Origin of the sequence: Pantoea sp. GL120224-02 (genome assembly GCF_900215395.1) — a bacterium.
GTDB classification, from domain to species: domain Bacteria; phylum Pseudomonadota; class Gammaproteobacteria; order Enterobacterales; family Enterobacteriaceae; genus Pantoea; species Pantoea communis.
In genome coordinates this window covers 141314-163588 of record NZ_OBEC01000003.1, presented here as the reverse complement: position 1 = coordinate 163588, position 22275 = coordinate 141314, and the positions used below count along the sequence as shown (strand labels likewise).

The window sequence follows — 22275 nt, the reverse complement described above, 5'->3', positions numbered from 1 at the left end:
TTTCAATGCTCGGCGAATAAGAACCTCGCTAATAATAACGCCAATAATTAATTCAATATTGCTGATTGAGGACAAACTCGTGACGCGTTATTTTCCGCTGATCGCCATTGTTATATTGATAACAACAGGTTGCGATCAAAAAAAAACGGAAGTTGTCCCTTTGCCGCGCATGGTGAAAGTGGTTGAGGTAGTGGCTTCCGGTGAGGCTCAGCAACGCATCTTCCCCGCACGCATTGAATCGGGGGATTCCACCGACCTCTCCTTTAAACGAGGTGGACAGATCGACGCCCTGGAAATTCGCCAGGGAAACAATGTGACGCAGGGACAAGTGATCGCCAGACTGGTGGCACGAGAGGCGCAGCAGCGCGTTAACGAACGACAGACCGCCGCCATCCTCGCTCAGCGACAGTTTGCACGCTTCCAGACGCTGGCCGGTCGCCAGGCAATCTCACAGGCTGAAATGGACGTGCAGCGCGCGAACCGCGATGCTGCCAACGCGGCCTTGCAAATTGCCCGTGAAGAGTTAAGCCAGATGACCTTAACCGCGCCTTTTAGCGGCACCGCGGCGACGGTCAATGTGCGTAATCATCAGGTGATTGCGGCGGGCCAGACCATCGCCACGTTAACGCGCACCGACCTGCTTGATGTGGTGTTTAACGTGCCGGAAAACCTGTTCACCGCGCTGGATATCCGCAACATGACGTATCGCCCGGTAGTGAGGATTAACACGCTGCCGGATCGCGAATTTCAGGCTGAATACAAAGAGCACACCGGCAGCAGTAGCAGTAACACTCTGACCTGGCAGGTGATCTTAACCATGCCGCGCCCTGCCGATTTTCCGGCCGTGGGCGGTGTCAGTGGTACTGTCACCATCAATCTGGCCAATCTTCCCGCCAACGTTAATCATGCTGCGCTGGTCGTTCCGGTCGAAGCGGTGTTTAACCCCGACAGCCACCAGCGCAATGAGCCTCATGTCTGGGTGGTGCAAGGCAGCAGCGATCAGCTGAAGCTGGAAGATCGTAAGGTCGTCGTCGGCGATGTCACAAACCAGGGCGTGGTGATCACCGGTGGACTGAAAGCCGGTGAACGCGTGGTCGCAGCAGGCGTCAATGAGTTACATGCGCAACAGCCGGTACGCATCTGGACGCGTGAGCGAGGGCTGTAATGGACATCTCCAAACAGTTTATTGATAACCCGATTCGCGTCTGGCTGGCGATTTTGCTATTAGGGCTAGGGGGTATTTTTGCCCTGCTGAATATTGGTCGCCTGGAAGACCCCGCTTTTACCATTAAAACCGCCGTGGTGGTCACACAATACCCCGGCGCATCTGCGCAGCAGGTGGAAGAAGAGGTGACGCTGCCGCTGGAAAATGCCCTGCAGCAGTTGCCCTATCTGGACAGCGTCAGTTCCATCTCCTCCAACGGCCTGTCACAAATTACGGTGAATATTGCGTCACGCTATCACTCTAACGAACTGCCACAAATCTGGGATGAGCTGCGGCGGCGCGTCGGTGATGCATCACGCTTCTTCCCGCCCGGCGTGGCGGCGCCTTTCGTTAACGATGATTTTGGCGACGTGTTCGGCTTTTTCTTCGCCATTTCCGGTGACAACTTCAGCAATCCTGAATTAGTGCAATACGCTGAACAGCTGCGGCGAGAACTGGTTCTGGTGCCCGGCGTGGGCAAGGTGGCGATTGGCGGCGCGATTCCGCAGCAAATCAACGTTGATGTTTCGCTGACCAAAATGGCCGCGCGTGGGATTACTCCTGCGCAACTCTCCGCCGCACTCAGCCGTCTGAACGTGGTTTCCAGCGCGGGAGAGATCAAATCCGGCTCCGAATCGATTCGTCTGCATCCTACCGGGGAATTTAAAAATATCGATGAGCTGAGCGATCTGCTTATCAGCCCCGTTGGCGACACTGCCACCACCCGCTTGCGCGACATCGCCACGCTGTCTCGCGGGTTGAGCGAATCCCCTTCCAGCATCTATCACGCCAACGGACGCCCGGCGGTCACCATGGGCGTCTCCTTTATCCCTGGCGTCAACGTGATTGACGTAGGTCGTGCACTGGAAGCCAAACTGCAGCAGATGTCGGCAGAAAAACCAGCCGGTATCCAAATCAATACGTTTTACGATCAGGCTGCGGAAGTGGCGCACTCCGTCAACGGCTTTATCACCAACTTCCTGATGGCGCTGGCGATTGTGGTGGGTGTACTGCTGATCTTTATGGGCGTACGCAGCGGCATCATTATTGCGCTCTCGCTGGCGCTGAACGTGCTGGGCACCCTGCTAATCATGTATTTGTGGGGCATTGAGCTACAGCGTATTTCACTTGGAGCGCTGATTATCGCCCTCAGTATGCTGGTGGATAACGCGATTGTGATCGTCGAAGGGGTACTGATTGCGCGTCAGCAAGGCTCATCGCGTACCTCGGCGATCAACTTTGTTATCCGGCGCTCGGCCTTCCCGCTTCTGGGAGCCACGGTAATCGCAATACTGGCGTTTGCACCGATTGGGTTGTCGCAGGATTCCACCGGTGAGTACTGCAAATCGCTGTTCCAGGTGTTGCTGATATCGCTGATGTTGAGTTGGTTCTCGGCGCTCACCATCACGCCGGTGTTGATCAAATGGTGGCTGTTTAAAACGAGTAGCACGGCAACACCCGCCGCTGAAGCCTCGCCCTATGATGGCGGTTTTTATCGACTCTACCAACGCACGCTCAACGCGCTGCTACAGCAGAAAACCCTCACGCTTTCAGTGATGGCCGTTCTGCTGGCACTGGCGATTTGGGGCTTTGGTGGCGTGCGGCAAAACTTCTTCCCCTCGTCTAATACGCCGATCTTCTTTGTCGATTTGTGGTTGCCATACGGCACGGACATCAAAGCCACCGAGCAAATGGCCAGCGATATTGAAAAGTCGATCACCGGGCAGCAAGGCGTGGTGTCTACGGTCACCACCGTCGGCCAGGGCAGCATGCGCTTTATCCTCACTTACAATGGACAGCGCCAATACAGCAACTATGCGCAAATCATGGTGCGCATGGACGATCAGCGCAATATCGCCGCGCTGTCACGCCGTGTGGATAACTATATTGCCCACCAGTATCCGCAGGTGAATGCCAGCACCAAACGGGTGATGTTTGGTCCTTCCGGCGGCAGCGCCATTGAAGTACGCATCAAAGGCCCCGATCCCGACCGCATGCGACTGATTGCCAGTGAAGTGGGTGATATCCTCGCGCAGGATCCCGCCACCGACAGCGTGCGCAATGACTGGCAAAACCGCAGCAAGGTTATCCGTCCACAGTTTAATCCGGCGCTGGGCCGCGAGCTGGGGGTGGATAAACAGGAAATCGATAACGCGCTGCAAATGAATTTCACCGGCAGCCGCGTGGGCTTATATCGTGAAGGTGCAGATTTGCTGCCGGTGGTGGTGCGTCCGCCCGCCAGTGAACGCCAGGATGCCAATCATCTGAACAACGTGCTGGTGTGGAGCCAAAGCCAGCAGCACTATATTCCACTCAGCAATGTGGTGAGTGGCTTCAATCTCGAATGGGAAGATCCATTAATTCTGCGGCGCGATCGCAGTCGCGTGCTGACGGTGATGACCGATCCCAGCCCGCTCAGCAGCGATACCTCCGGTGATATTCTGTCACGCGTGCGGCCGCAAATTGATCAGCTCCCACTGCCGCACGGCTACAGCATTGAATGGGGCGGCGATGCCGAAAACTCCAGCGAAGCGCAGCAAGGCGTGTTCACCACGTTGCCGTTGGGCTATCTGGTGATGTTTGTCATTACCGTGCTGATGTTTAGCTCCGTAAAAAATGCCGTGGCAATCTGGCTCACGGTGCCATTGGCGCTAATCGGCGTGACGCCGGGCTTTTTGCTCACCGGTATTCCGTTTGGCTTTATGGCACTGATCGGCTTGCTGAGCCTGAGCGGCATGCTGATCCGCAATGGCATTGTGTTGGTGGAAGAGATTGAACAGCAAAAACAGGACAAAACGCAGCACGACGCGATTCTGTATGCCGCGACGTCGCGCTTGCGCCCCATCCTGCTGACCGCGTTCACCACAGTGTTAGGCCTGGCACCGCTGCTGCGCGATGTGTTTTTCCAGAGCATGGCGGTGGTGATTATGTTTGGACTGGGCTTCGCAACGATACTGACGCTGCTGGTTCTGCCGGTGATTTATGCCTGCTTCCACCGCGCTGAGAAAGCGACGTCAACATGAACGCCACCGGGCTGAATGTCATTAAGACACTCGGCTGCATGGCGGCAGTGACCTTTTTTACGTTGTATAACACCTGGGATCGCTACGATTATGATTACCACTGGATTCTGGCGTTCCTGACGTTTATCTCCACCATCGCCACCCCACTGTTTTTTGTGGTGGCGGGCATTATGGATAGCCACGCCGAGCAGGATTTACGCTGGCAGCTCAACAAGATACGCAATGTGGTGATCGTGTTTCTGTTCTGGATGACGATTTACTATCTCTGGGAACCTTACCAGCGCGGCTATCTGATTCAGCCGTGGTTTGTGTTCTCGTTTATCGTGATCTACAGCTTCAATCCGCTGCTCAGCTGGCTCAGCCTTCATCGCCTGGCGTTTTGCGCGCTGGTCGGCGCCCTGTTGCTGTTTTCCTATGGCTACGATTTGCTGTCGGTGCTCTATCCCGAGGTGAGGGTGCTCAGTCTCGCGCCGCAATACCGTATCTGGACCTGGTTACTGTTTTACCTCACCGGCCAGCTATTGTGTGAACCGGTGATTGCCGACTGGCTGAGTCGGAGAAGAGTCGCCCTTTTCGCTACCTGCGCCCTGCCGTTTATTTATCTGTTCACCTGGTTGTACGAGCAGCACTTCTTCTTCGCGCTGTTTAAAGCCGATCGCAATGCTTTCCTCCTCACCGGCTCACAAATCTACCTGCTGGTGGTCGCACTGGTGTTAGCCGCCAGCGGCGTGCGCTTTCGCCGCCATGTCGCCCTCAAAGAGACGCTGCTGGCCACCGTGAGTAAAACCATGACCGGGGTGTACATCATGCACTACTCGGTGTTTCATATCGTCACCGCGTTGATCCCGATTAACTCGCTGGCCACTAAACTCACGCTGATTGTGCTGACCTTTGTGCTCTCAGTTTTGCTGGCCCGACTGATTCTTGCCAACGGGCTGCTGAAAAAAGTCATCACTCTTTAAGGCACTGTTGCAGATCCGACTGCTGGCCGCAGGCAATCCGTCCATTAATTTGCGCCATCATATAAGTGAAAAACGGATTGGAGGTATTACGCATCAGCGTGTCGAGCCCCACGGTGAGGCTGGAAGTTTCTCCGCGTAGTGAAATGGTGCCGAGGCTGATGCCATAACGATTTTTCTCGGTGGGTTCGCGACCATACAGCGAATCGGTGAGAGGGAATGGGACAGCGATATGCGACAAGGAATACATATCCTGCGGCCACGCCAGATGCAGCGGACGCGTCACTTCGTTGGTTTGATCGGCATGCGTGATGCGGGCAACCACCTCATAAGTGGTGGGCGACGCGTTAGTGATCACCGTTGTGGCGTAATGACGCGGCGCGGCAGGCAGTAAGTCGTTGACCGCTGAATACAGTGCAGGCCGGAACAGCGCGCGCAAATTGGCTGCCTGATTAATATCGAAAATCATTAACTGGCTGCCGTTGTCCGGCAGGTAACGGTACAGCGCATTGACCACTGCTCGAGTGCTGACCGTAGAATCGAGGATCGACTGGAAAGTCAGTACCGGTGGTAAGCCACGTATTTCGCCATCGCGGGCGAGTTGAACAATCTGTTCCTGCAACGCCTGGGTTAACAGCCAGGACTGGCGCGCCGCCCGCACCGGGAATGAATTGTATTTAAACGGGTTGTATTCCGGCACGATATTCAGCCACGCCGCTTTAGCAAACACCGGGAACACCGCTGGCCATCCCGCTAACCCCGCAAAACGGGCGTATGCCGTCACACCAATCATCGGTGACAACAACACCACCTGTTGTGGTTTGCGCAGATTTTGATTCTGCTGAGAATCGAGCACATATTTCATCGCCAGCGCGCCGCCGTTGGAGTAGCCCACCAGATGCAACGGGACCTGGGTTCCCGCTATCCGGGTGGCTTCACGCTCGGCCAGACGCGTCGCGGCCAGCCACATTTTCCAGTCAACTTTGGTTAACGATCCCGGCGCAGTGCCATGGCCGGGCAGCCTGGGTACTACCGCAACATAGCCTTGTTGCTGATAGGCCTGTGCCAGATAACGCATGCTGTAAGGTGAATCCGTTAAACCGTGCAACAGCACCACCGCGCCTTTAATTTCACCAGCGGGTTTGAGTACAAACGAACGGTTCCAGTCGGTGGCAAATCCTGCCGGATAGACCGGGCTTTGCGCATAATAGCGGTTAAGCGAGGTTTTCTCTTCAACGCTAAGTTGATCCGTGACGTTGTGTTTCATCTGCTTGAAGATCACATTTTCCTGCGCCAGATAATCGTCGAAGGTGGCGTGATCTATTTGCTCCACCGTCATTTCATCAGCCGCCCAGGTGTGCCAGCGATGCAGCGGCGGCCCCTGCTCAGACTGATATCCACGAATCAGCAAAAACATGATCAGCAAAGAAACCACGCCCAGGGCGATTATCTTCAGCCACTTAAGCACGGGAGAACGCTGCACCCTGTCAGAAACCATAGCGGAACCAGGCAAACAGCACGTTGCCGTTGTTGTAGCTACCCGGAATATAGGTGAACTGCACGTTAAGATTTTTATAACCTGCGGAGAACAGCGGCAGGACAATCGGCAGTGGCACATAGTTGGCAAAATCATCACGCGCGGTGATGCCAGCGGTTAACCCTAGCCCTAAGCGTACATCGCGTGCCTCATCGAGATACCAGCCTTTCTCCCAGCCGTAACCGATAATCGGCTGCCACATGTTGTGCGAATCCTTAAACGCCATCGCATACAGCGCGCTCCAGTCACCGTCCTCGTTGTAGCGCGACACACCAAAACCCCCGCCCCACGGCGATTCGTTGTAGTTGTCGGTTTTGTCTTTGTCGTAGGCGAAACGCGCATGCCAGCTGATAAACGGTAGGTAGATATCGTAATACTGAGGCTGTTCCCAGGTTTGCGAGACATCCTGCTTCAGCCATTCCCAGCCATCACTCAATGTGCCCGCCGCCAGAGCCGGGAAGGTCAGAACACTCAACGAGATGCACAACGCCACCAGAAAATTACGCATGGGTTATCCTTCTGCAAAAGCACCGATGATAGTGAGCAAGGGAAACATCCAGCATGATCTGTGTGCCCATACCGGGCAGACCATCAGGGAATATTATAGTTGTTGAGTCGGGGTTGAGGTGCTGCGCAAAGCATACTGTTGCGTGGCACCTTCCATAAGAACGAGGTCGATTTGACTGGCGGTGAAGACTTGCGCAAACTATGCTCTTTTGTATTAACAGTTAATACACGGTGAGTTCAATGAGAAAAATAACGTCGGTTAGCGTGGGTGAACAACTCGATAACTTCATCTCGCGCATGGTTGATTCAGGGCGATATGGATCAGCCAGTGAAGTGATGCGTTCGGCTTTACGCCTGCTGGAACAACAGGAATTACATGATCAAGTTGTCCGAAATGCCGTAGTTGATGGGTTGGAAAGTGGCGAAAGCCCGCGTTCACTGCGTGAAATCGCTGCTGAAAGGAAGAAGCTTAATCGTGTATAAACTGTCCGAACTTGCCGATAGTGACTTTGCCAATATCTATGATTATACCTTGCTCAAATTTGGTGAAGCCCAAGCCGATCGCTACACCGATGCATTGGATGAGTTCCTTGAAACATTGTCAAAGATGCCTGAGATGGGACAGGATTACCCGCGCGTGCAGGATGTGAAACGTATTGTTTTCCAGTCACATACCATTTTTTATACTGCCAATCCTTCCGGAATATTTATTGCCCGAATTTTACATCAACAGATGGATACGGCTCGTCACCTACCCGACTTTTAATTCCACACTCAGCACCCTATCGCGCCCAAAATCTTCCTCAACAACGCTTTTTTTACCTTTTCCAATCACCCCATCTTGATAACGATAACGATTTTCATTCAAATACAGCCTGCCACTCTTTTTTGTGCAGCACTGTGCGGTTGTTGGGAAGCTATCTTGCCAGCGTTACTATACGGAACTGTTCCGATATTTAAGCGGTAAACTGCGAGCTAAGCATCTCGCGAAAGAACTGACTCAGAAAACATTTAGCCGCGAGCATGGGAATTTCAACCAATATGTTTGCTGGCACCGCAATGCGCCAAAGCAATGGGCGCCAATCTACTAAGTCATCAACTGTGCGCCGCCGCGTTGATGGGAGGATTATTGATGGTGCTTGCCGACTGGTTGGGGCGCAACATCGCCTGGCCATGGCCGATCTCCGCTGGGCTGTTGACTGCATTTATCGGTGCACCGTGGTTTTTATGGCAGCTGCGCAGAACGTCAGGCTGAAGAACACTCAGCCCATCACAAACCGCTCATTGAACGCCTTGCGCCATTTGGTCGGCGTCGTGTTAAAGCGTTGTCTGAAGTGATGGCGCAACGCTTCGGGAGAACCAAACCCCGCCTGCTCGGCAACCTGATCAATACTGAGCGCGTTGTTTTCCAGCATCGCGCAGGCCTTTTCCAGCCGAATACCGAGCAACCATTCACCCGGCGAGGTACCAGTGGCATCATGAAAGCGACGAATAAAGGTCCGACGGCTCATGCCGACTTGTCGCGCCAACTGCTCGATCACCAACGGCGCGTTCAGATTATTGCGCAAATCGTCCAGCAAGGGCGCGAGGCTATTGCTGCGGCGTTGTGGAACAGGTTGTTGGATCAACTGCGCCTGGCTGCCTTCTCGTAGCGGCGGCGTCACCATTCTGCGTGCGGTGCGATTGGCGACATCAATGCCGTAATCGCGTCGAATCAGATGCAAACATAAATCGACGCCTGCTGCACCGCCCGCCGAAGTGATGATGCTGCCTTCATCCACGTAAATCATGCCGTGTTCCACCTGCACCTGCGGAAATCTTTCAGCCAGGATCTCGGTGCTGTTCCAGTGGGCGGTGGCACGTTTCCCGTTTAATAGCCCCGCTTCACCCAGTACAAAGCTTCCGGCACAAATGGAGACAATCCGTGTGCCATTTTGATGGGCTTTTTGTAACGCTGTGATTAACGCCTCAGAGGCCGGTGCGGTCACGCTGCGCCAGCCGGGGATGACGATGGTTCCGGCGTCTTCCAGTAACTCAAGCCCGCCATCCACCACCAGGCGCACACCGCCCTGCGCACCAAACACACCCTCTTCCACCGACGCCACGCTCAGGTCATACAGCGGATGGCCGAAGACGTCATCTGCTCGGCCAAACGCTTCAACGGCAGTACCAAATTCAAAGGTACAGAGGCATTCATACGCCAAAAGCACCAGCCGCCGATTTTTCGGCGCTGCAGGAGGGGAACGCAGAGAAGAAATGATTTGCATGTCAGCCTTATCCATGATGTTGGCACGATCTTGACGATATCTGGCATCGGCATGGATTTCCACCGTTGCGTCAATCTTCCATGCTGGCACGCTCTTAACGTTACGCAGGAATTCAGGATGAAGAACATGTTGGCGCTGATGGCGGTGTGCTTAGCCGCGTTGATGTCGGGGCTGGAAATCTCCAGCGTGCCGGTGATTTTGCCGGTACTGGAACAGGAGATGCAGGCGAATTTTCGCGATCTGCAGTGGATCATGAATGCCTATACGCTGGCCTGCACCGCCGTTTTAATGGCGACCGGCACGCTGGCGGATAACTATGGCCGCAAGCGCATCTTTCTCATCACCATTGTCGGTTTTGGTTTGACCTCGGTGATGTGCGGGCTGGTCGGGAGTGCACTCTGGCTCATCATCGGGCGCTTCCTGCAAGGGCTGAGCGGCGGTGCGATGTTAACCTGCCTGATCGCCATACTCTCGCACCAGTTCCCGCAGGGAAAACCCCGCAGCCAGGCCTTTGCCGCATGGGGGATAACCTTTGGCTTTGGTCTGGGTTTCGGTCCTATCATCGGCGGGATGCTGGTGGCGGTTTTAAGCTGGCAATGGGTGTTTCTGGTGCACGGCTTTATCGCGCTGCTGACATTCGTGCTCGCACTGAAAAATGTGGATGAATCCCACCCTGGACAGGGCAACAAACTCGATCGGGTTGGGTTGATCACCCTCACCCTATGCGTGGTTGGCGTGACCTATCTCATTACTCAGGGTGCCAGCATCGGTTGGCGAAGTCTTGAAGCCCGGCTAATTATGCTGGTGATCCTGATCAGCGCGGTGGTGTTTATTCGCACGGAGAAGCGCCATCCTCACCCGATGTTTGATTTCTCGGTGTTTCGCATTCGCTCCTTCTCGGGGGCTTTGATGGGTTCGATTGGCATGAACTTCAGTTTCTGGCCGCTGATGATCTACCTGCCGGTTTATTACCAGAGCGGGCTTGGGTTCAGCAGTATGGATACCGGTTTTGCCCTGCTTGCCTATACCTTGCCCACCTTATTGATGCCGCCGATAGGGGAAAAACTGGTGCTGCGTTTTGGCGCTGCCCGTGTCATTCCCCTCGGATTATTTTCGATCGGTGCTGGGTTCGTGCTGATGAAACTGGCCATCACCTACCAACTGAGTTTGCTGCCGGGTGCCCTGCTGGCGGGAACCGCGCTCGGACTCACCAATACGCCGGTGACCAACACCACCACCGGTTCCGTTGCCGCTAATCGGGTTGGCATGGCTTCCGGGATTGATATCAGTGCACGTTTAATCACGCTGGCGATCAACATCGCCTTGATGGGCAGCCTGCTGGTGGCAGTGATCGCCGCCAGTCTGCGGCAACGGCTTCCTGCCTCCAGCGATGTGGTTGCGCTCGCAGAACGCATAGCGGCTGGCGCTGAAGTTTCGCTTAGCCGCGCTATCGCCTCGCAAGTGCTGGCTGACGGTTTTTCCGCCGTGCTGACCTATGGCGCGCTGGGTGTAAGCGGTCTGGCACTGGCGAGTTATCTGCTGTTCAGGCCCAAAAGTCTCAGAGTGGCTGAGCGGACGACCCATCCCTGCCGACGAGAGTGAGGGTTATCGCGCCACGCAGCCAAAGCGGTCTTCCAGCAACGGATAGCGCTGCGCATCCGGTAACTCAAAATGCCACCACTCGGTTGGCATACCGACAAAACCGCCTGCCAGCATAATGGCATTGAGCATCAAACGATGGCGCTGTGCCTGTGGCGGTACAGCGGGATGGAACGGATGCGACAGATCTTCCATCGCATCAAAGGCCGTCCCCATATCCAGCAACTTGCCCGCGCCATCCATTAACGTCAGATCAATCGCCACGCCACGGCTGTGATTCGAACCCGTGGCGGGCGGCACCACGTAGTCGGCATCCGGGCAGGCATCCCATAGATGCCACTGCGCCTGCTGGGGGCGATAAGCATCAAAAATCAGTAAGGTGAAGCCAGCCAGTCGGGCGACCTCAACACTTTTTTGCAACGCGTGCGCCGCTGCTGGATGCAGCAGGGCCCGCGCTTCGCGATAAATGGCGTAACCGGTGATGTTATCGGTCGTGGCGTATTTCAGGTCGAAAGCCAACGTTGGAAAGCTAGCGGCTAAATCAGTGAGTAAAATGTCCTGCGTCATCCTTCATCCTGTTGATCAATGTTCCGGCAATGATAATAGCTGGCGCGGCAGCGTTGTCAGCCGCTCTGCACCCTGCGGCGTCACGCGAACGGTTTCGCTGAACGCCAGACTTTGCGCGGAAGTATACATATGGAACACCATATCCTCCTCCAGTAACCACTCCGCTTTGGCATGGAAGCTACAGGAAAAATCACTCGGGCGCGGCGTGCGCGTATACAGCCCCAGCGCATAGCCGGTGATGTTGGGATAATCCGCACGAAGTCCATTGCGCAATAACCCCTCGCGCACAATCGCATCCACTTCCCGTGCGCTGACGCCGGGTTTCATGGCCTTGAACTGTTCATCCTGTATTGCGATAAGTTGCAGCGCCAGCTCAGCGCGCTGGGTGGAGATCTCCCCCACAATAAACGGACGCATCAGACGCGCGCTGTAGTGTTTCACTTTAGGAATCAGCTCTACGTGCAGCACATCGCCACGCTGTAAACGCTGTTCGTGGCCGCTGGCATGGAGAAAACCGTTGTCGCCGCTGGCGATGACGATAGGCCCGGTTTCCCCGGTATCCGCACCCAGACGCAAAAATTCGCCTGCCGCCAGCGCAGCGACATCGCGTACACGCCAGCGGCCCTGCACGGCTTTGCCCATCGCGTCCAGCGTGGTATCGGCAATGGCGGAGGCCTGACGCAACGCCTCCAGCTCTGCCGGGAATTTCACGCTGCGCAGCCGATCGCTCACACCGGTTAAATCGCACCACTGCACGTCCGGCAAATGGCGCGACAGCTGCTGCCAGCTGTGCACCGTCATGCCATAAGAGGTGTAATCCGCGCCCAACCGCGCCCGTTGAAAACCGCGTCGGAGCAGACTGTGCGCCACCACAAACCACGGGTCCTGATCGTCACGATAGCTTTCTACTGTCAGCGCAGGAGATTGCGCCCGGCACGGCGCTTCATCTAACTGGCGCAGCACCATCCAGGGATCGCCGTTAAGCGGCACCAGGCAAGCGCGATACAAGGTTTCTGACACGGTATAACCGGTCAGCCAGGCCAGCAGTTCACCATGATCGATGATCATTACGTCCACATTGGCCCGCTGCATCGTGGCACGCAGGCGACTCAGCGCCGCAGCGTTCATTATGCGCCCTCGACCGGCTGGCAGATCTCCAGAATCGCGAGCAGATAAATGCGCACCATATCAAGGAATTCGGTTATCTCGACGCGCTCATCCGGCATGGTGTTGTATTTACCGCCCGGACCACACACGATGCCTTCCATGCCTGCATGCTGATACAGGTGTGCAGCATCCGTACCAAAGAAGGCTGGCGGCGTGATAACGCCAGTAGGTTGTTCAGTGCCACGCACGGTTTTCCAGCCGCGATTCACCGCTTTGACAATCGGTGACTCTGGCGACACTTCGAAAGGCAGCATGGTGGGCTTATCGCGGATACCGTCATCAAACAGCACGGCTTTCAGGCCGGGGAAGCGCTGGCACAGCGTATCGAGCAGCGCTTGCAGATCCGCTAACACGCCCTCGACAGTTTGGCCCGGCGCGAAGCGAGCCGATCCTTTCAGACGCACAAAGTCGGCCACCTGGGGCGGACGCCACTCTTCCAGATCGCGTCCCAGCGCACCGTGCACGGTGCCGATGTGCCCACGGTTAATTTTCAGATGTTCATCGCTTTTTGCGCCGCTGAACACCATGCCGTTAATCTGCGGAATCAGCTCCACGGCGGCGTTAATCGCATCCACGGCTTCTTCGCGTTTCGACAGATGGCGGGTATCTCCGGTGAGTTCAATGGTGAACATCAGCGAACCGGCGTGCATGGTCAGCGCCTGGAGATCAGTGGGTTCCGCATTGATAAAGTAATCGGCGCGCACGCCCTGTTCAATTGCCGCCAGCGTGCCGATACCGCCCTGCAATTCGCCCACCACGTAGGTCAGAATCACATCACCTTTCAGTTTCACACCGGCATCAATCAGCGTTTTCAGCGCACAGAAGTAGGCCGCATCGCCCGCTTTCATATTGGAGACGCCAATGCCGTAAATAAACTGATCGTCAATTTTTCCTGCCCAGGGATCCACCGTCCAGCCTTCGGTTACCGGATTGGTGTCCAGATGGCCGTTGAACAGCAGGCTGTTGCCGCAGCCGCTGCCCGCCAGGCGGCCGATGGCATTGAGACGGTCGCCCGGGACTTTTTGCAGTTCGGTTTCCAGGCCCAACTGTGCCATTTGTTCTGCCATATAGCGGGCTAACTCACGCTCGCCGTCGGTGGCGCTGTAGCTTTTGTGCTGCACCATTTTTGCCAGGAAAGAGAGACAAAACTCGCGATCGATATGATGAATTAACTGTTCAGGATTCATGCGTTTCTCGTTAAGCAACGGATTGGTTTAACTCGGGAACGTGCACCGCGTCAAGCAGTGCGCGGGTATAAGAATGCTGCGCTAGCGCGCTCATATTCTCGCCGGGCAGCACTTCCACCACATCGCCGCGATACATTACCGCCACGCGATGGGCGATTTGACGTATCAGGTTGAGATCGTGGGTAATAAACAGATAGGCCGTGCCGTAGCGGCGACGCAGTTCCAGCAAAAGCTCAATGATGGTGGCCTGCACGGACACATCCAGCGCAGCGGTGATTTCATCGCAAATCACTAAATCTGGTGGATTGGCAAAAGCACGTGCGATAGCAACACGCTGTTTCTGACCACCGGACAGCGCGTGCGGATAGCGCATGGCAAACTCTGCGGGCAACCGCACTTCCTCTAACAGGCGAGCCACGGCTTGCGCTTCCGTTTCTCCCGGCGGCAAACCGTATAAGCGCAGCGGACGCGCAATGATTTCACCGATGGTCATGCGTGGATTCAGCGAGGCGTCCGGATGCTGAAAGATCATCTGCACCCGGCGGCGATACTCTTTATCCATCTGCGCGCGGCCTTGCAGCGCATAGCCGCAGAAGTCGAGCTCACCGCTAAACGGCACCAGTCCGGTGATCGCTTTGCCCAGCGAGGATTTCCCCGAACCTGACTCGCCCACCACGCCAAGGATCTCGCCCTGATGCACGGTGAGCGAAACCGCGTTGGCGGCACGCGTGGTATTGGCTTCACGTTTAAGCAAGCGGTCGACAAAACCTTGCTGGCCGTAATCGATGGTGAGCGCGTCCAGCGTCAGCAGCGGCTGCGATCCGGCGGCATCCTGTACCAGACGCTGCTGCGGATTTGGCACTGCTGAGATCAATTTGCGGGTATAGCTGTTCTGCGGTGCACTAAACAAATTCTGCGTATCGGCCTGTTCAACAATACGGCCCTTCTCCAGCACGCAAACGCGATCGGCGACTTTCGCCACCAGCGCCAGATCGTGGGAAATATACAGTGAGGCCACCCCCGTCTCTTCGCGCAGACGTTCATAGAGATCGAGGATCTGCGCCGAGCTGATCACATCCAGCGCGGTGGTCGGTTCATCGAAGATCATGCAGTCCGGCTGACAGGCGAACGCCGTGGCGATTAAGATGCGCTGCTTCTCACCTCCGGAAACCTGATGCGGATAACGGCGCATCATGCGTGCCGGATGTTTGAGCTCGACGTCATGTAACAGCGACTCGCCCAATTCCTGCGCTTCACGTGCCGTTAAGCCGCGATGGCGCCGCAGCACTTCTGTCACCTGCTCGCCCAGCGTGAGGGTGGGATTGAGCGAAGCGCTCGGATCCTGAAAAATCATCCCCAGCTTCGCGCCGCGCAAGGCCATCAGTTTTGGGGCGGGCAAACTCAGCAGGCTCTCTCCGTTGAGGCGGATGTCGCCCCACTTCTCGCGCGCATTGCCCGCCAGCCAACGCATGATCGCCCAGCCGAGCGTGGTTTTGCCGGACCCGGATTCCCCCACTAACCCCAGCACTTCGCCGGGCATCACGTTTAACGTAATATCGCGCAACACCGGCAGTGACTCACCGCTTTGTAACGCGTAATCAAGGCTGTAATTTTCCACCGACAGCACCGGTTCAGGCTTCACACTCATCAGTGGCTCCTTGGGTTGAGCACGTCTCGCAGCCCGTCACCCAGTAAGTTAAAACCAATCGCCACCAGCGCGATCGCCAGGCCCGGAATCATCATCATCCACGGCGCGGTGAAGAAATAGGTGCGGGCTTCGGAGACCATCAGCCCCCACTCTGGCTCGGGAGGCTGTGCGCCTAAACCGAGGAAACTCAGGGTGGCGAACAGCATGATGGCGAAGGCCACGCGGATGGTGGCTTCCACGATGATCGGTGCGAGGATGTTCGGCAGCATTTCACGCAGGATGATGTAGTGCCCGGCTTCACCACGGGCAATCGCCGCGTTGATGTAATCCTGCTGCCGCGCCGCCAGCGCCACGCTGCGTGAAATACGCACCATGCCCGGCACAAACGCAATGGTGATCGCCAGCACCGCATTCATGCTGCTCTGACCCAAAGTGCTGACAATCAGCAAAGCAAACAGCAGGCTGGGGATCGCCATCACGGCATCCATAGTGCGCATCATAAATTCATCGATCTTGCCGCCCAGATAGGCGCTGGCGGTGCCCAGTACTGAACCAATCACCATGGCTAACGCGGTTGCCAGCAGTGAAAGCACGATGGTAGAGCGTGCGCCCACCATTACCCGGCTGAAGATGTCTCGCCCCATTTGATCGGTGCCAAACCAGTGCTCGGCACTCGGCGGTTTGTAACGCGTCAGAATCGAGATCGACTCGGGATCAAAAGGTGCGACATGCGCGCCACCGACCACCATCAGCAGCGACAGCAGGATAATCAGTACCCCGACCGCGCCCTGCGGTGAACGCAGTAAACGTTTTAAAATATCAGGCATAGGAAATTCGCTTATCCAGAACCACATAGGCCAAATCGGCGAGGAAATTCACCACCGAATAGGTCGCGGCGAGAATCATCACACCGGCCTGAATGGTGGGCAGATCGCGTGCCTGCACGGCAACAATCAGCTCACGACCAATACCGGGAATGGCGAAGATCTCCTCGACTACCACAATGCCGCCCAGCAGGTAACCGACATCCAACGCCACAATGGTGATGGTCGGCAACAAGCCATTGCGCAGCGCGTGACGCCAGAGAATGCGGCGGCGCGACAGGCCTTTCAGCCAGGCGGCGCGGATGTAGTCGGTATGCAGCACATCCACCATCTCCGAACGCACCATGCGCGAGACGTGCGCCACCAGGATCAGCGCCACGGTGATTGACGGCAGGATCAGGTGCTGGACGCCGCTGATGAAGTTTTCACTCAACGGCACATAACCGGTGGCGGGCAGAATCTGCCAGACATCAGCAAACAGCAGCAGCACCAGCGTGGCGGTGACAAACTCCGGGAAAGAGATACCGATGTAGGAGATGACGCTGACCAGCACATCGGCGGTTTTACCGCGACGTACCGCCGCCCAGATACCGAGCGGAATAGCGATCACCAGCATCAGCAACAGTGCACACACCGCCAGCAACAGCGATCGCGACAGCGCGGTCAACAACGTCGGCCCCACTTCGAGCCCATTGCGCATCGACACACCAAAATTGCCCTGCAACGCCTGGCTTAACCAATGCCAATACTGCAACCAGGCGGGCGCATCCAATCCCAGTCTCTCACGCACCGCGGCGAGTGCCTCTGGCGTGGCATTTTGGCCCAGCAAGGTGACAGCGGCGTCCGCTGGCAACAGCTGCGTGATGCCAAAGACCAGCAATGACACCACCAGCAAGGTGTAGATCATTAGCAGCAGGCGTTTAAGCAGATAACTGGCTGTCACGGTCGCTCCTTACACTGCACGCTTAGGCGCTTTGTCAGTTAACCAGGTATGGTCGAGACGGAACACGGCACCACGCGGATGCAGATGATATCCGCCGACGTAATCACGGCTGGCAGCCAGCAAATCGAAGAAGGTCGGAATCAGCGAAGGCACTTCGTCATGCATCAGCTGTTGTGCTTTACCGTACAGCGTGGTGCGCTGCGCATCATCGTTGGTTTCACGGGCGGCATTGACCGCACTATCGAAATCGGCGTTGTTCCAGCGTGTTTCGTTCCATGACGCGGTCGAGGTGTAGAGCAGTGAGAACACCGCATCCGGCGTCGGTTGCATGTTGTAGAAACCGACGTAGAAATTGCCTTTTTTCCATACCTGATCGAGGTAAGTGCTGTGTGCCATGGTCTGCACGTCAATGCGGAAACCGCCCTGCTTAGCCATCTCACGCAGCGCGATACCCAACTGGGTGCGAGTCGCCGGTTTATCCGAGGCAATCAACGTTAAATCGAGGCCGTTGGGATAACCCGCGTCCGCCAATAAGGCTTTGGCTTTGCTGTAATCCACCGCTTTTTTCGCCAGGTTAGCGAAGTAAGGGTAAGAGGCGTTGATTGGCGTATCGTTGCCTGGCGAACCGAGGCCATCGGCAACAAAGTCCACCGATGCCGGGCGATCAACGCACAGTGCCAGCGCCTGACGCACGCGCACATCGTTAAACGGCTTTTGATCGCAGCCCATGTTCACATTGAGGAACTGACCGGATGCCACCCGCAGTGGCAGCACACCTGACGATTTGGAGAGACGCGCAAATTCGCTCGACTGCGCACTCAGCATCAAATCGGTATCACCGGAGATCAGCGCCGAGCTTTCTGCGATACCATCGGGATAGACCACCACTTCCACGCCATCCAGATAAGGACGCGCCGGGTCGTAATAATGCGGGTTGCGCTTTACCACGATTTTGCGTTCGGGATCGTAGGAAACCAGCTGGAACGGCCCCGCGCCCAGCGAGGCTTTGGTGAGCTTGTCGTACTGACCCTGCGCAATGCTGGCGGGAATGATTTTGGCATCGGGATAGGCCAGCATCACCGGCAGGTCAGCGTAAGGGGCATCGGTTTCGATCAACACGGTGTTGGCATCTTTGGCGCTCACCGCTTTGATCGGACCGATGTTGTGCAGTGCCGGAGAAGCATTTTTCGGATCCAGCAACGCCTGCAAACTGGCTACCACATCTGCCGAGGTCAATGCGCTGCCGTCACTGAACTTGAGGTTCGGACGCAGGGTGAAAGTCCACTGCTTGAGATCGGCACTCGCCTGCCAGGATTGGGCCAGGTCTGCTTCGGCTTTCATCTCCTGCGTCAGGCGCGTCAGGCCGCTGTAGAGCAACTCCGCGACCAGATATTCCGGGTTGACGCGCACCTGATGCGGATTCAGCACGCTGACCGCCTGATCGACACTAATACGCAGTACGCCGCCTTTACGTGGCGTACCGCCCGGCGTCGCGCTGGTTACCGCTGCGGCATGGGCCGAGAACGACCAGGGTAACATGGCTGCACCGGTCAGAGCGGTAGAGCTGGTGATAAACTGTCTGCGGTTTAACCCTTTCATCGCGCACATCTTCTCTTCCTCGTTAGTTTGTTAAATACCCTGGGTTGGCTGAAACTCATCGGCGAGATACGCCAGAATGGACTGCGAAAGTGCGATAACATCTGCCATCGTTGTGAACTCATCGGCGGCATGAATGCGGTTGTCGGGGCGGGCTAAACCACCCAGTAAAATTTCCTGCATACCGGCCTGCTGAACCCAACCCATATCCGAACTGGTTGAGGATCCCCAGGGTTTAAACTCCTCCGCTTTAAAACCAAACCCCTGACTCAGTGCGGCCTGCCAGCGTGGCCAGTGCGGGCCATCAGGATTGGCCACCGGGGCCAGATGACCAATCATTTGCACGCTGACATCAAGCGCTGGGCTGACTTGCATCGCTTGTTGGATGCAGTGGGTCAACTCCTGCCAGACGTTGTCAAACGCCTCTTCCGGGGCATAACGTCGATTGATCAGCAGTTCGAAACGTTCGGGGATGGTTGAGCCTTTGCTGCCACCCTGTGCGGCAGCCAGCGTCAACAGTGAGGTCAGCGGTTTGCCCTGATAATGCGGCGGCGCAGGCATTGCCGAGGTGCGCTGTTCCACTTCGCCTTTCAGTTGATAAAGCGCGTTCATCAGCGGCAGCGCGGCTTCGATGGCGTTGATGCCATGCAGCGGATCGCCAGAATGCGCGGAACGCCCGGTAATAATGATTTTGAGTTCGATACTGCCAAAGCAGCCCGCCCAGATGCGTGGCACTGCGCCACCGTTGAAGCTCAACAGATGCCCAGCGAAGCGCTGCTGTTCCGCGAGGTAACGAATACCGGGATACAACCCGCCCTCTTCATCGGTACAAAGCAGAAAGACCGGATTGAAACGCAGCGGCAGATTGCAGGCCTGCGCTGCACGGATCGCCGCCATCGCCGCCACGATCGTCCCTTTCATGTCCGCCGCGCCGCGCCCAAACAACTTACCTTCGGCCACCGTCAGTGCCAGCGGAGGAAATCGCCAGCCATCTCCCGCAGGCACCGTATCGGTGTGAAAGTAGAGATTGCAGTTTTCGGCCGCGCCACAGTTAAGCGTTGCCAGCAAATTCACTCGCTCGCCGTATGCGCTGCCATCGGGCGCTTGCCAGAGATCTTCCGGCACTGAAACGCGCTCAAAGCTGAAGTGCATTGGCGTTAACAGCTGCGTCATCAGGTCGGAAAATTGCGCATAGCCATTGCCTGGTGGAAAGCAAGTATCCACGGCCAGCATGCGCTGCATGTCGTCAGTAATCTGCGCGGTGTCATCCGCAATTTTCTCTAACGCACTGTTAAGGCGAGAATTCTGCAACATAGGATTATCGTCTGTTGTATTTCTATATAGTTTATAGATAATGCAATTCATGGATGCAGGTCAATCGGTAATCAGAAACATGCAAAAAAACTATGACGCAGACGACACGCCCCAATTCTCTCGTTTAAGTGAGGGAGAAGGCGCGCCGCTGTATGAAGTGGTGAAACGCCATATCAGCGAATCGATCCTGCAAGGTGAGCTGCCGGCGGGCACCATTTTGCCGAGCGAAAACAGCCTGGCGGCAAAGTTTGGCGTGTCGGTGGGAACAATACGTAAAGCGCTGGCGGCGTTGACCACCGAAGGGATGTTGATGCGCCGTCGCAAAACCGGCACGGTGGTGACCGGCTGGGCACCGCTGCACAACCTGAGCCACTTTTTCCAGTATTTTCGCCTGCACGATAAAAGCGGCGGATTGCTACATTCAGACACGACACTGCTGGATTATCAGTTGAGTCAAGCTAACGAGCGGGAAGCAGAAAAACTGCAGATCGCTGCCGGAGATGACGTGATACGCCTGAAGCGCACGCGTCGGGTGAAAGGCATTGCCGCCATGCATGAAACGCTGATATTGCCTGCTGCGCGTCTGCCTGATTTCCCTACGGCAGAACACTTGCCGCCGCTGCTCTATCGCTTTCTGTTCGAACATTACGATGTGCGAGTGGCAGCGGTACGTGAGCAGATCACGGCACAGTTGGCGAACGAAGAAGATGCGACGTTGCTGGAGCTGGCATTGCCGCACGCGGTGATGGTGATAGATGAAGTGTCTTTTGACCAGAGTGCGATCCCCGTGATCCTGGCGCATCATCGTTTCAGCACCGAGCACTTCATGTATGTGAATGAAGTACGGTAAAACGGTTTCCCGCCCTGCGATTCTGCAGGGCGGGAAGCGGATCCCTGGGGACGCTAACGCCGTTATTGCGCTGCGGCGGCGGCCTGCTTCACCCAGCCATCAAACGTGGCCTGGTGCGCATGAATCCAGCCATTCACGTGGCGCTGAATATCTTCGCTGGACGATTCTCCCTGATGCATCCGCTGGTTCTGCGCATTAACATCATTAAGCGGCAGTTTGACGATCTCGAACAGTTTCGCCGCGGCAGGATTCTTTTCTGCCCAGGCTTTATTTGCCACCACATGTTCATTGTTTGGTTTGAAGCCATAATTCTTGCCATTTGGCAGCGCGGTATCTTCATTCTTCTGCGAGCCCGGCGTGACAGAATGCGGCACCGTCAACCAGACCACATCTTTGCCCGGTTTTAATTCATCGCTCACCCAATAAGGTGTCCAGGTAAAATAGAGCACCGGATTACCCGCTTTATAGCGGGTCAACGTATCGGCAATAATCGCAGAATAATTACCCTGATTCTGCTGCACCGTATTACTCAGGCCATAAGCATCAATTTGTGCATTAATCACCTGACCACAGACCCAGCCCGGATTACATCCCGCCAGATCGGCTTTGCCATCTCCATTAGCATCAAAGAGTTTAGCCAGTTTCGGATCTTTCAGCTGAGAGAGATCGGTAATGTGATATTTGTCAGCGGTCTTTTTATCGATAAGATAACCCTGCGCGGCACCACTGATATAGGTGCCTTTGCGATAGAATTTTGTATCCCCGCCTGCGGCGTTGTACATATCCTTTTGCAGCGGTTCCCAGTTAACCGCCATGTAAGTGGCATCGCCCGCAGCAATCGCCGTGTAAGCCACGTTGTAGTCCACTTCTTCAGTGGGTTTGACCTCGTAGCCCAGTTTTTCCAGCGCTCTGTTAATCAGCTCCGTCTGGAATGACTCTTCCGGCAAGGTACTTTGCACCGGGGAGACCGTCACACCTTTGCCCGGCAAGTCGGCAGCAAACAGTGTCGGTGAACTGATTAACGCAGTGAGGGAAATCGCGAGTAGATTCTTCCTGGTCATAATTTAAAACCTTATTATTTTG

Annotated in this window: 20 protein-coding genes; 8 read left to right on the top strand and 12 right to left on the bottom strand. The window is 55.9% G+C overall.

All coding sequences use genetic code 11. The annotated features are described in order from the left end of the window. The first annotated feature begins 79 nt into the window (after positions 1-79). The 3 genes from CRO33_RS07815 to CRO33_RS07805 are packed head-to-tail and all read left to right on the top strand — an operon-like array spanning position 80 to position 5189. Positions 80-1165 (top strand): efflux RND transporter periplasmic adaptor subunit, encoded by a 1086-nt coding sequence (locus tag CRO33_RS07815; RefSeq protein WP_097117708.1) that lies wholly within the window; start codon positions 80-82, stop codon positions 1163-1165. Further along, entirely contained in the window at positions 1165-4227 is a 3063-nt protein-coding gene (locus tag CRO33_RS07810; protein WP_097117707.1) for an efflux RND transporter permease subunit, read from the top strand. Before CRO33_RS07815 ends, CRO33_RS07810 begins: the two co-directional genes overlap by 1 nt. Then, entirely contained in the window at positions 4224-5189 is a 966-nt protein-coding gene (locus CRO33_RS07805; protein ID WP_097117706.1) for an acyltransferase, read from the top strand. The genes CRO33_RS07810 and CRO33_RS07805 overlap by 4 nt, the downstream gene beginning before the upstream one ends. On the opposite strand, the gene CRO33_RS07800 is transcribed toward CRO33_RS07805, so the two are convergent. Both CRO33_RS07800 and pagP read right to left on the bottom strand, forming a co-directional pair. Beyond that, a complete protein-coding gene (locus CRO33_RS07800) occupies positions 5179-6684 on the bottom strand; it encodes an alpha/beta hydrolase (RefSeq protein WP_097117705.1) in 1506 nt (501 codons plus the stop codon). The two genes, CRO33_RS07805 and CRO33_RS07800, sit on opposite strands and share 11 nt — an antisense overlap. Beyond that, positions 6674-7231, bottom strand: a complete 558-nt coding sequence (gene pagP / locus CRO33_RS07795; RefSeq protein ID WP_097117704.1) for a lipid IV(A) palmitoyltransferase PagP — start codon at positions 7229-7231, stop codon at positions 6674-6676. The genes CRO33_RS07800 and pagP overlap by 11 nt, the downstream gene beginning before the upstream one ends. Before the next feature lie 239 nt (positions 7232-7470). Between pagP and CRO33_RS07790 the strand changes: the two genes are divergently transcribed. From CRO33_RS07790 to CRO33_RS07780, 3 genes are all read left to right on the top strand, one after another. Continuing rightward, positions 7471-7713, top strand: a complete 243-nt coding sequence (locus CRO33_RS07790) for a type II toxin-antitoxin system ParD family antitoxin (protein WP_097117703.1) — start codon at positions 7471-7473, stop codon at positions 7711-7713. Then, a complete protein-coding gene (locus CRO33_RS07785; protein ID WP_097117702.1) occupies positions 7706-7996 on the top strand; it encodes a type II toxin-antitoxin system RelE/ParE family toxin in 291 nt (96 codons plus the stop codon). Before CRO33_RS07790 ends, CRO33_RS07785 begins: the two co-directional genes overlap by 8 nt. Positions 7997-8275: 279 nt before the next feature. After that, a complete protein-coding gene (locus CRO33_RS07780; protein WP_255253250.1) occupies positions 8276-8485 on the top strand; it encodes an iron chelate uptake ABC transporter family permease subunit in 210 nt (69 codons plus the stop codon). Between the two features lie 7 nt (positions 8486-8492). Here CRO33_RS07780 and CRO33_RS07775 read toward each other — a convergent pair whose 3' ends face one another. Further along, positions 8493-9497 carry a helix-turn-helix domain-containing protein gene (locus CRO33_RS07775; protein ID WP_255253249.1) on the bottom strand — a complete coding sequence of 335 codons (1005 nt, stop codon included), beginning with the start codon at positions 9495-9497 and terminating at the stop codon, positions 8493-8495. A 117-nt stretch (positions 9498-9614) separates the two neighbouring features. Between CRO33_RS07775 and CRO33_RS07770 the strand changes: the two genes are divergently transcribed. Further along, positions 9615-11099, top strand: coding sequence for an MFS transporter (locus tag CRO33_RS07770; protein WP_097117700.1), 1485 nt, complete (start codon positions 9615-9617; stop codon positions 11097-11099). A 3-nt stretch (positions 11100-11102) separates the two neighbouring features. Here the strand turns inward: CRO33_RS07770 and ddpX are convergent, their stop codons facing one another. Genes ddpX through CRO33_RS07730 form a run of 8 tightly spaced genes read right to left on the bottom strand, consistent with a single transcriptional unit; the run spans position 11103 to position 20342 of the window. Further along, positions 11103-11663 carry a D-alanyl-D-alanine dipeptidase gene (gene ddpX / locus CRO33_RS07765; RefSeq protein ID WP_097117699.1) on the bottom strand — a complete coding sequence of 187 codons (561 nt, stop codon included), beginning with the start codon at positions 11661-11663 and terminating at the stop codon, positions 11103-11105. Between the two features lie 15 nt (positions 11664-11678). Beyond that, complete coding sequence (locus CRO33_RS07760) at positions 11679-12791, bottom strand: M24 family metallopeptidase (protein WP_097117698.1); 1113 nt, start codon at positions 12789-12791, stop codon at positions 11679-11681. After that, entirely contained in the window at positions 12791-14017 is a 1227-nt protein-coding gene (locus tag CRO33_RS07755) for a M20 family metallopeptidase (RefSeq protein WP_097117697.1), read from the bottom strand. The genes CRO33_RS07760 and CRO33_RS07755 overlap by 1 nt, the downstream gene beginning before the upstream one ends. A gap of 10 nt (positions 14018-14027) precedes the next feature. After that, complete coding sequence (gene nikE / locus CRO33_RS07750) at positions 14028-15665, bottom strand: nickel ABC transporter ATP-binding protein NikE (RefSeq protein ID WP_097117696.1); 1638 nt, start codon at positions 15663-15665, stop codon at positions 14028-14030. Continuing rightward, positions 15665-16492, bottom strand: coding sequence for an ABC transporter permease (locus CRO33_RS07745; RefSeq protein WP_058960763.1), 828 nt, complete (start codon positions 16490-16492; stop codon positions 15665-15667). Before CRO33_RS07745 ends, nikE begins: the two co-directional genes overlap by 1 nt. Next, complete coding sequence (locus CRO33_RS07740; protein WP_084932348.1) at positions 16485-17432, bottom strand: ABC transporter permease; 948 nt, start codon at positions 17430-17432, stop codon at positions 16485-16487. The genes CRO33_RS07745 and CRO33_RS07740 overlap by 8 nt, the downstream gene beginning before the upstream one ends. A 9-nt stretch (positions 17433-17441) precedes the next feature. After that, a complete protein-coding gene (locus tag CRO33_RS07735) occupies positions 17442-19040 on the bottom strand; it encodes an ABC transporter substrate-binding protein (protein ID WP_058960765.1) in 1599 nt (532 codons plus the stop codon). A 21-nt stretch (positions 19041-19061) separates the two neighbouring features. Beyond that, entirely contained in the window at positions 19062-20342 is a 1281-nt protein-coding gene (locus CRO33_RS07730) for a M20 family metallopeptidase (RefSeq protein ID WP_097117695.1), read from the bottom strand. 79 nt (positions 20343-20421) lie between these two features. On the opposite strand from CRO33_RS07730, the gene CRO33_RS07725 reads away from it, so the two are divergent. After that, on the top strand, positions 20422-21192 hold the full coding sequence (locus CRO33_RS07725; protein ID WP_097117694.1) for a GntR family transcriptional regulator: 771 nt from the start codon (positions 20422-20424) through the stop codon (positions 21190-21192). Positions 21193-21254: 62 nt separating this feature from the next. Here CRO33_RS07725 and proX read toward each other — a convergent pair whose 3' ends face one another. Continuing rightward, positions 21255-22253 carry a glycine betaine/L-proline ABC transporter substrate-binding protein ProX gene (gene proX, locus CRO33_RS07720; RefSeq protein WP_097117693.1) on the bottom strand — a complete coding sequence of 333 codons (999 nt, stop codon included), beginning with the start codon at positions 22251-22253 and terminating at the stop codon, positions 21255-21257. Between the last annotated feature and the right edge of the window lie 22 nt (positions 22254-22275).

Coding starts and splice junctions, on each gene's coding strand:
- CRO33_RS07810 (WP_097117707.1), top strand. CDS start 1,165: ATGGACATCTCCAAACAGTTTATTGATAACCCGATTCGCGTCTGGCTG.
- CRO33_RS07805 (WP_097117706.1), top strand. CDS start 4,224: ATGAACGCCACCGGGCTGAATGTCATTAAGACACTCGGCTGCATGGCG.
- CRO33_RS07800 (WP_097117705.1), bottom strand. CDS start 6,684: ATGGTTTCTGACAGGGTGCAGCGTTCTCCCGTGCTTAAGTGGCTGAAG.
- pagP (WP_097117704.1), bottom strand. CDS start 7,231: ATGCGTAATTTTCTGGTGGCGTTGTGCATCTCGTTGAGTGTTCTGACC.
- CRO33_RS07790 (WP_097117703.1), top strand. CDS start 7,471: ATGAGAAAAATAACGTCGGTTAGCGTGGGTGAACAACTCGATAACTTC.
- CRO33_RS07775 (WP_255253249.1), bottom strand. CDS start 9,497: ATGCAAATCATTTCTTCTCTGCGTTCCCCTCCTGCAGCGCCGAAAAAT.
- CRO33_RS07770 (WP_097117700.1), top strand. CDS start 9,615: ATGAAGAACATGTTGGCGCTGATGGCGGTGTGCTTAGCCGCGTTGATG.
- ddpX (WP_097117699.1), bottom strand. CDS start 11,663: ATGACGCAGGACATTTTACTCACTGATTTAGCCGCTAGCTTTCCAACG.
- CRO33_RS07760 (WP_097117698.1), bottom strand. CDS start 12,791: ATGAACGCTGCGGCGCTGAGTCGCCTGCGTGCCACGATGCAGCGGGCC.
- CRO33_RS07755 (WP_097117697.1), bottom strand. CDS start 14,017: ATGAATCCTGAACAGTTAATTCATCATATCGATCGCGAGTTTTGTCTC.
- nikE (WP_097117696.1), bottom strand. CDS start 15,665: ATGAGTGTGAAGCCTGAACCGGTGCTGTCGGTGGAAAATTACAGCCTT.
- CRO33_RS07745 (WP_058960763.1), bottom strand. CDS start 16,492: ATGCCTGATATTTTAAAACGTTTACTGCGTTCACCGCAGGGCGCGGTC.
- CRO33_RS07735 (WP_058960765.1), bottom strand. CDS start 19,040: ATGTGCGCGATGAAAGGGTTAAACCGCAGACAGTTTATCACCAGCTCT.
- CRO33_RS07730 (WP_097117695.1), bottom strand. CDS start 20,342: ATGTTGCAGAATTCTCGCCTTAACAGTGCGTTAGAGAAAATTGCGGAT.
- CRO33_RS07725 (WP_097117694.1), top strand. CDS start 20,422: ATGCAAAAAAACTATGACGCAGACGACACGCCCCAATTCTCTCGTTTA.
- proX (WP_097117693.1), bottom strand. CDS start 22,253: ATGACCAGGAAGAATCTACTCGCGATTTCCCTCACTGCGTTAATCAGT.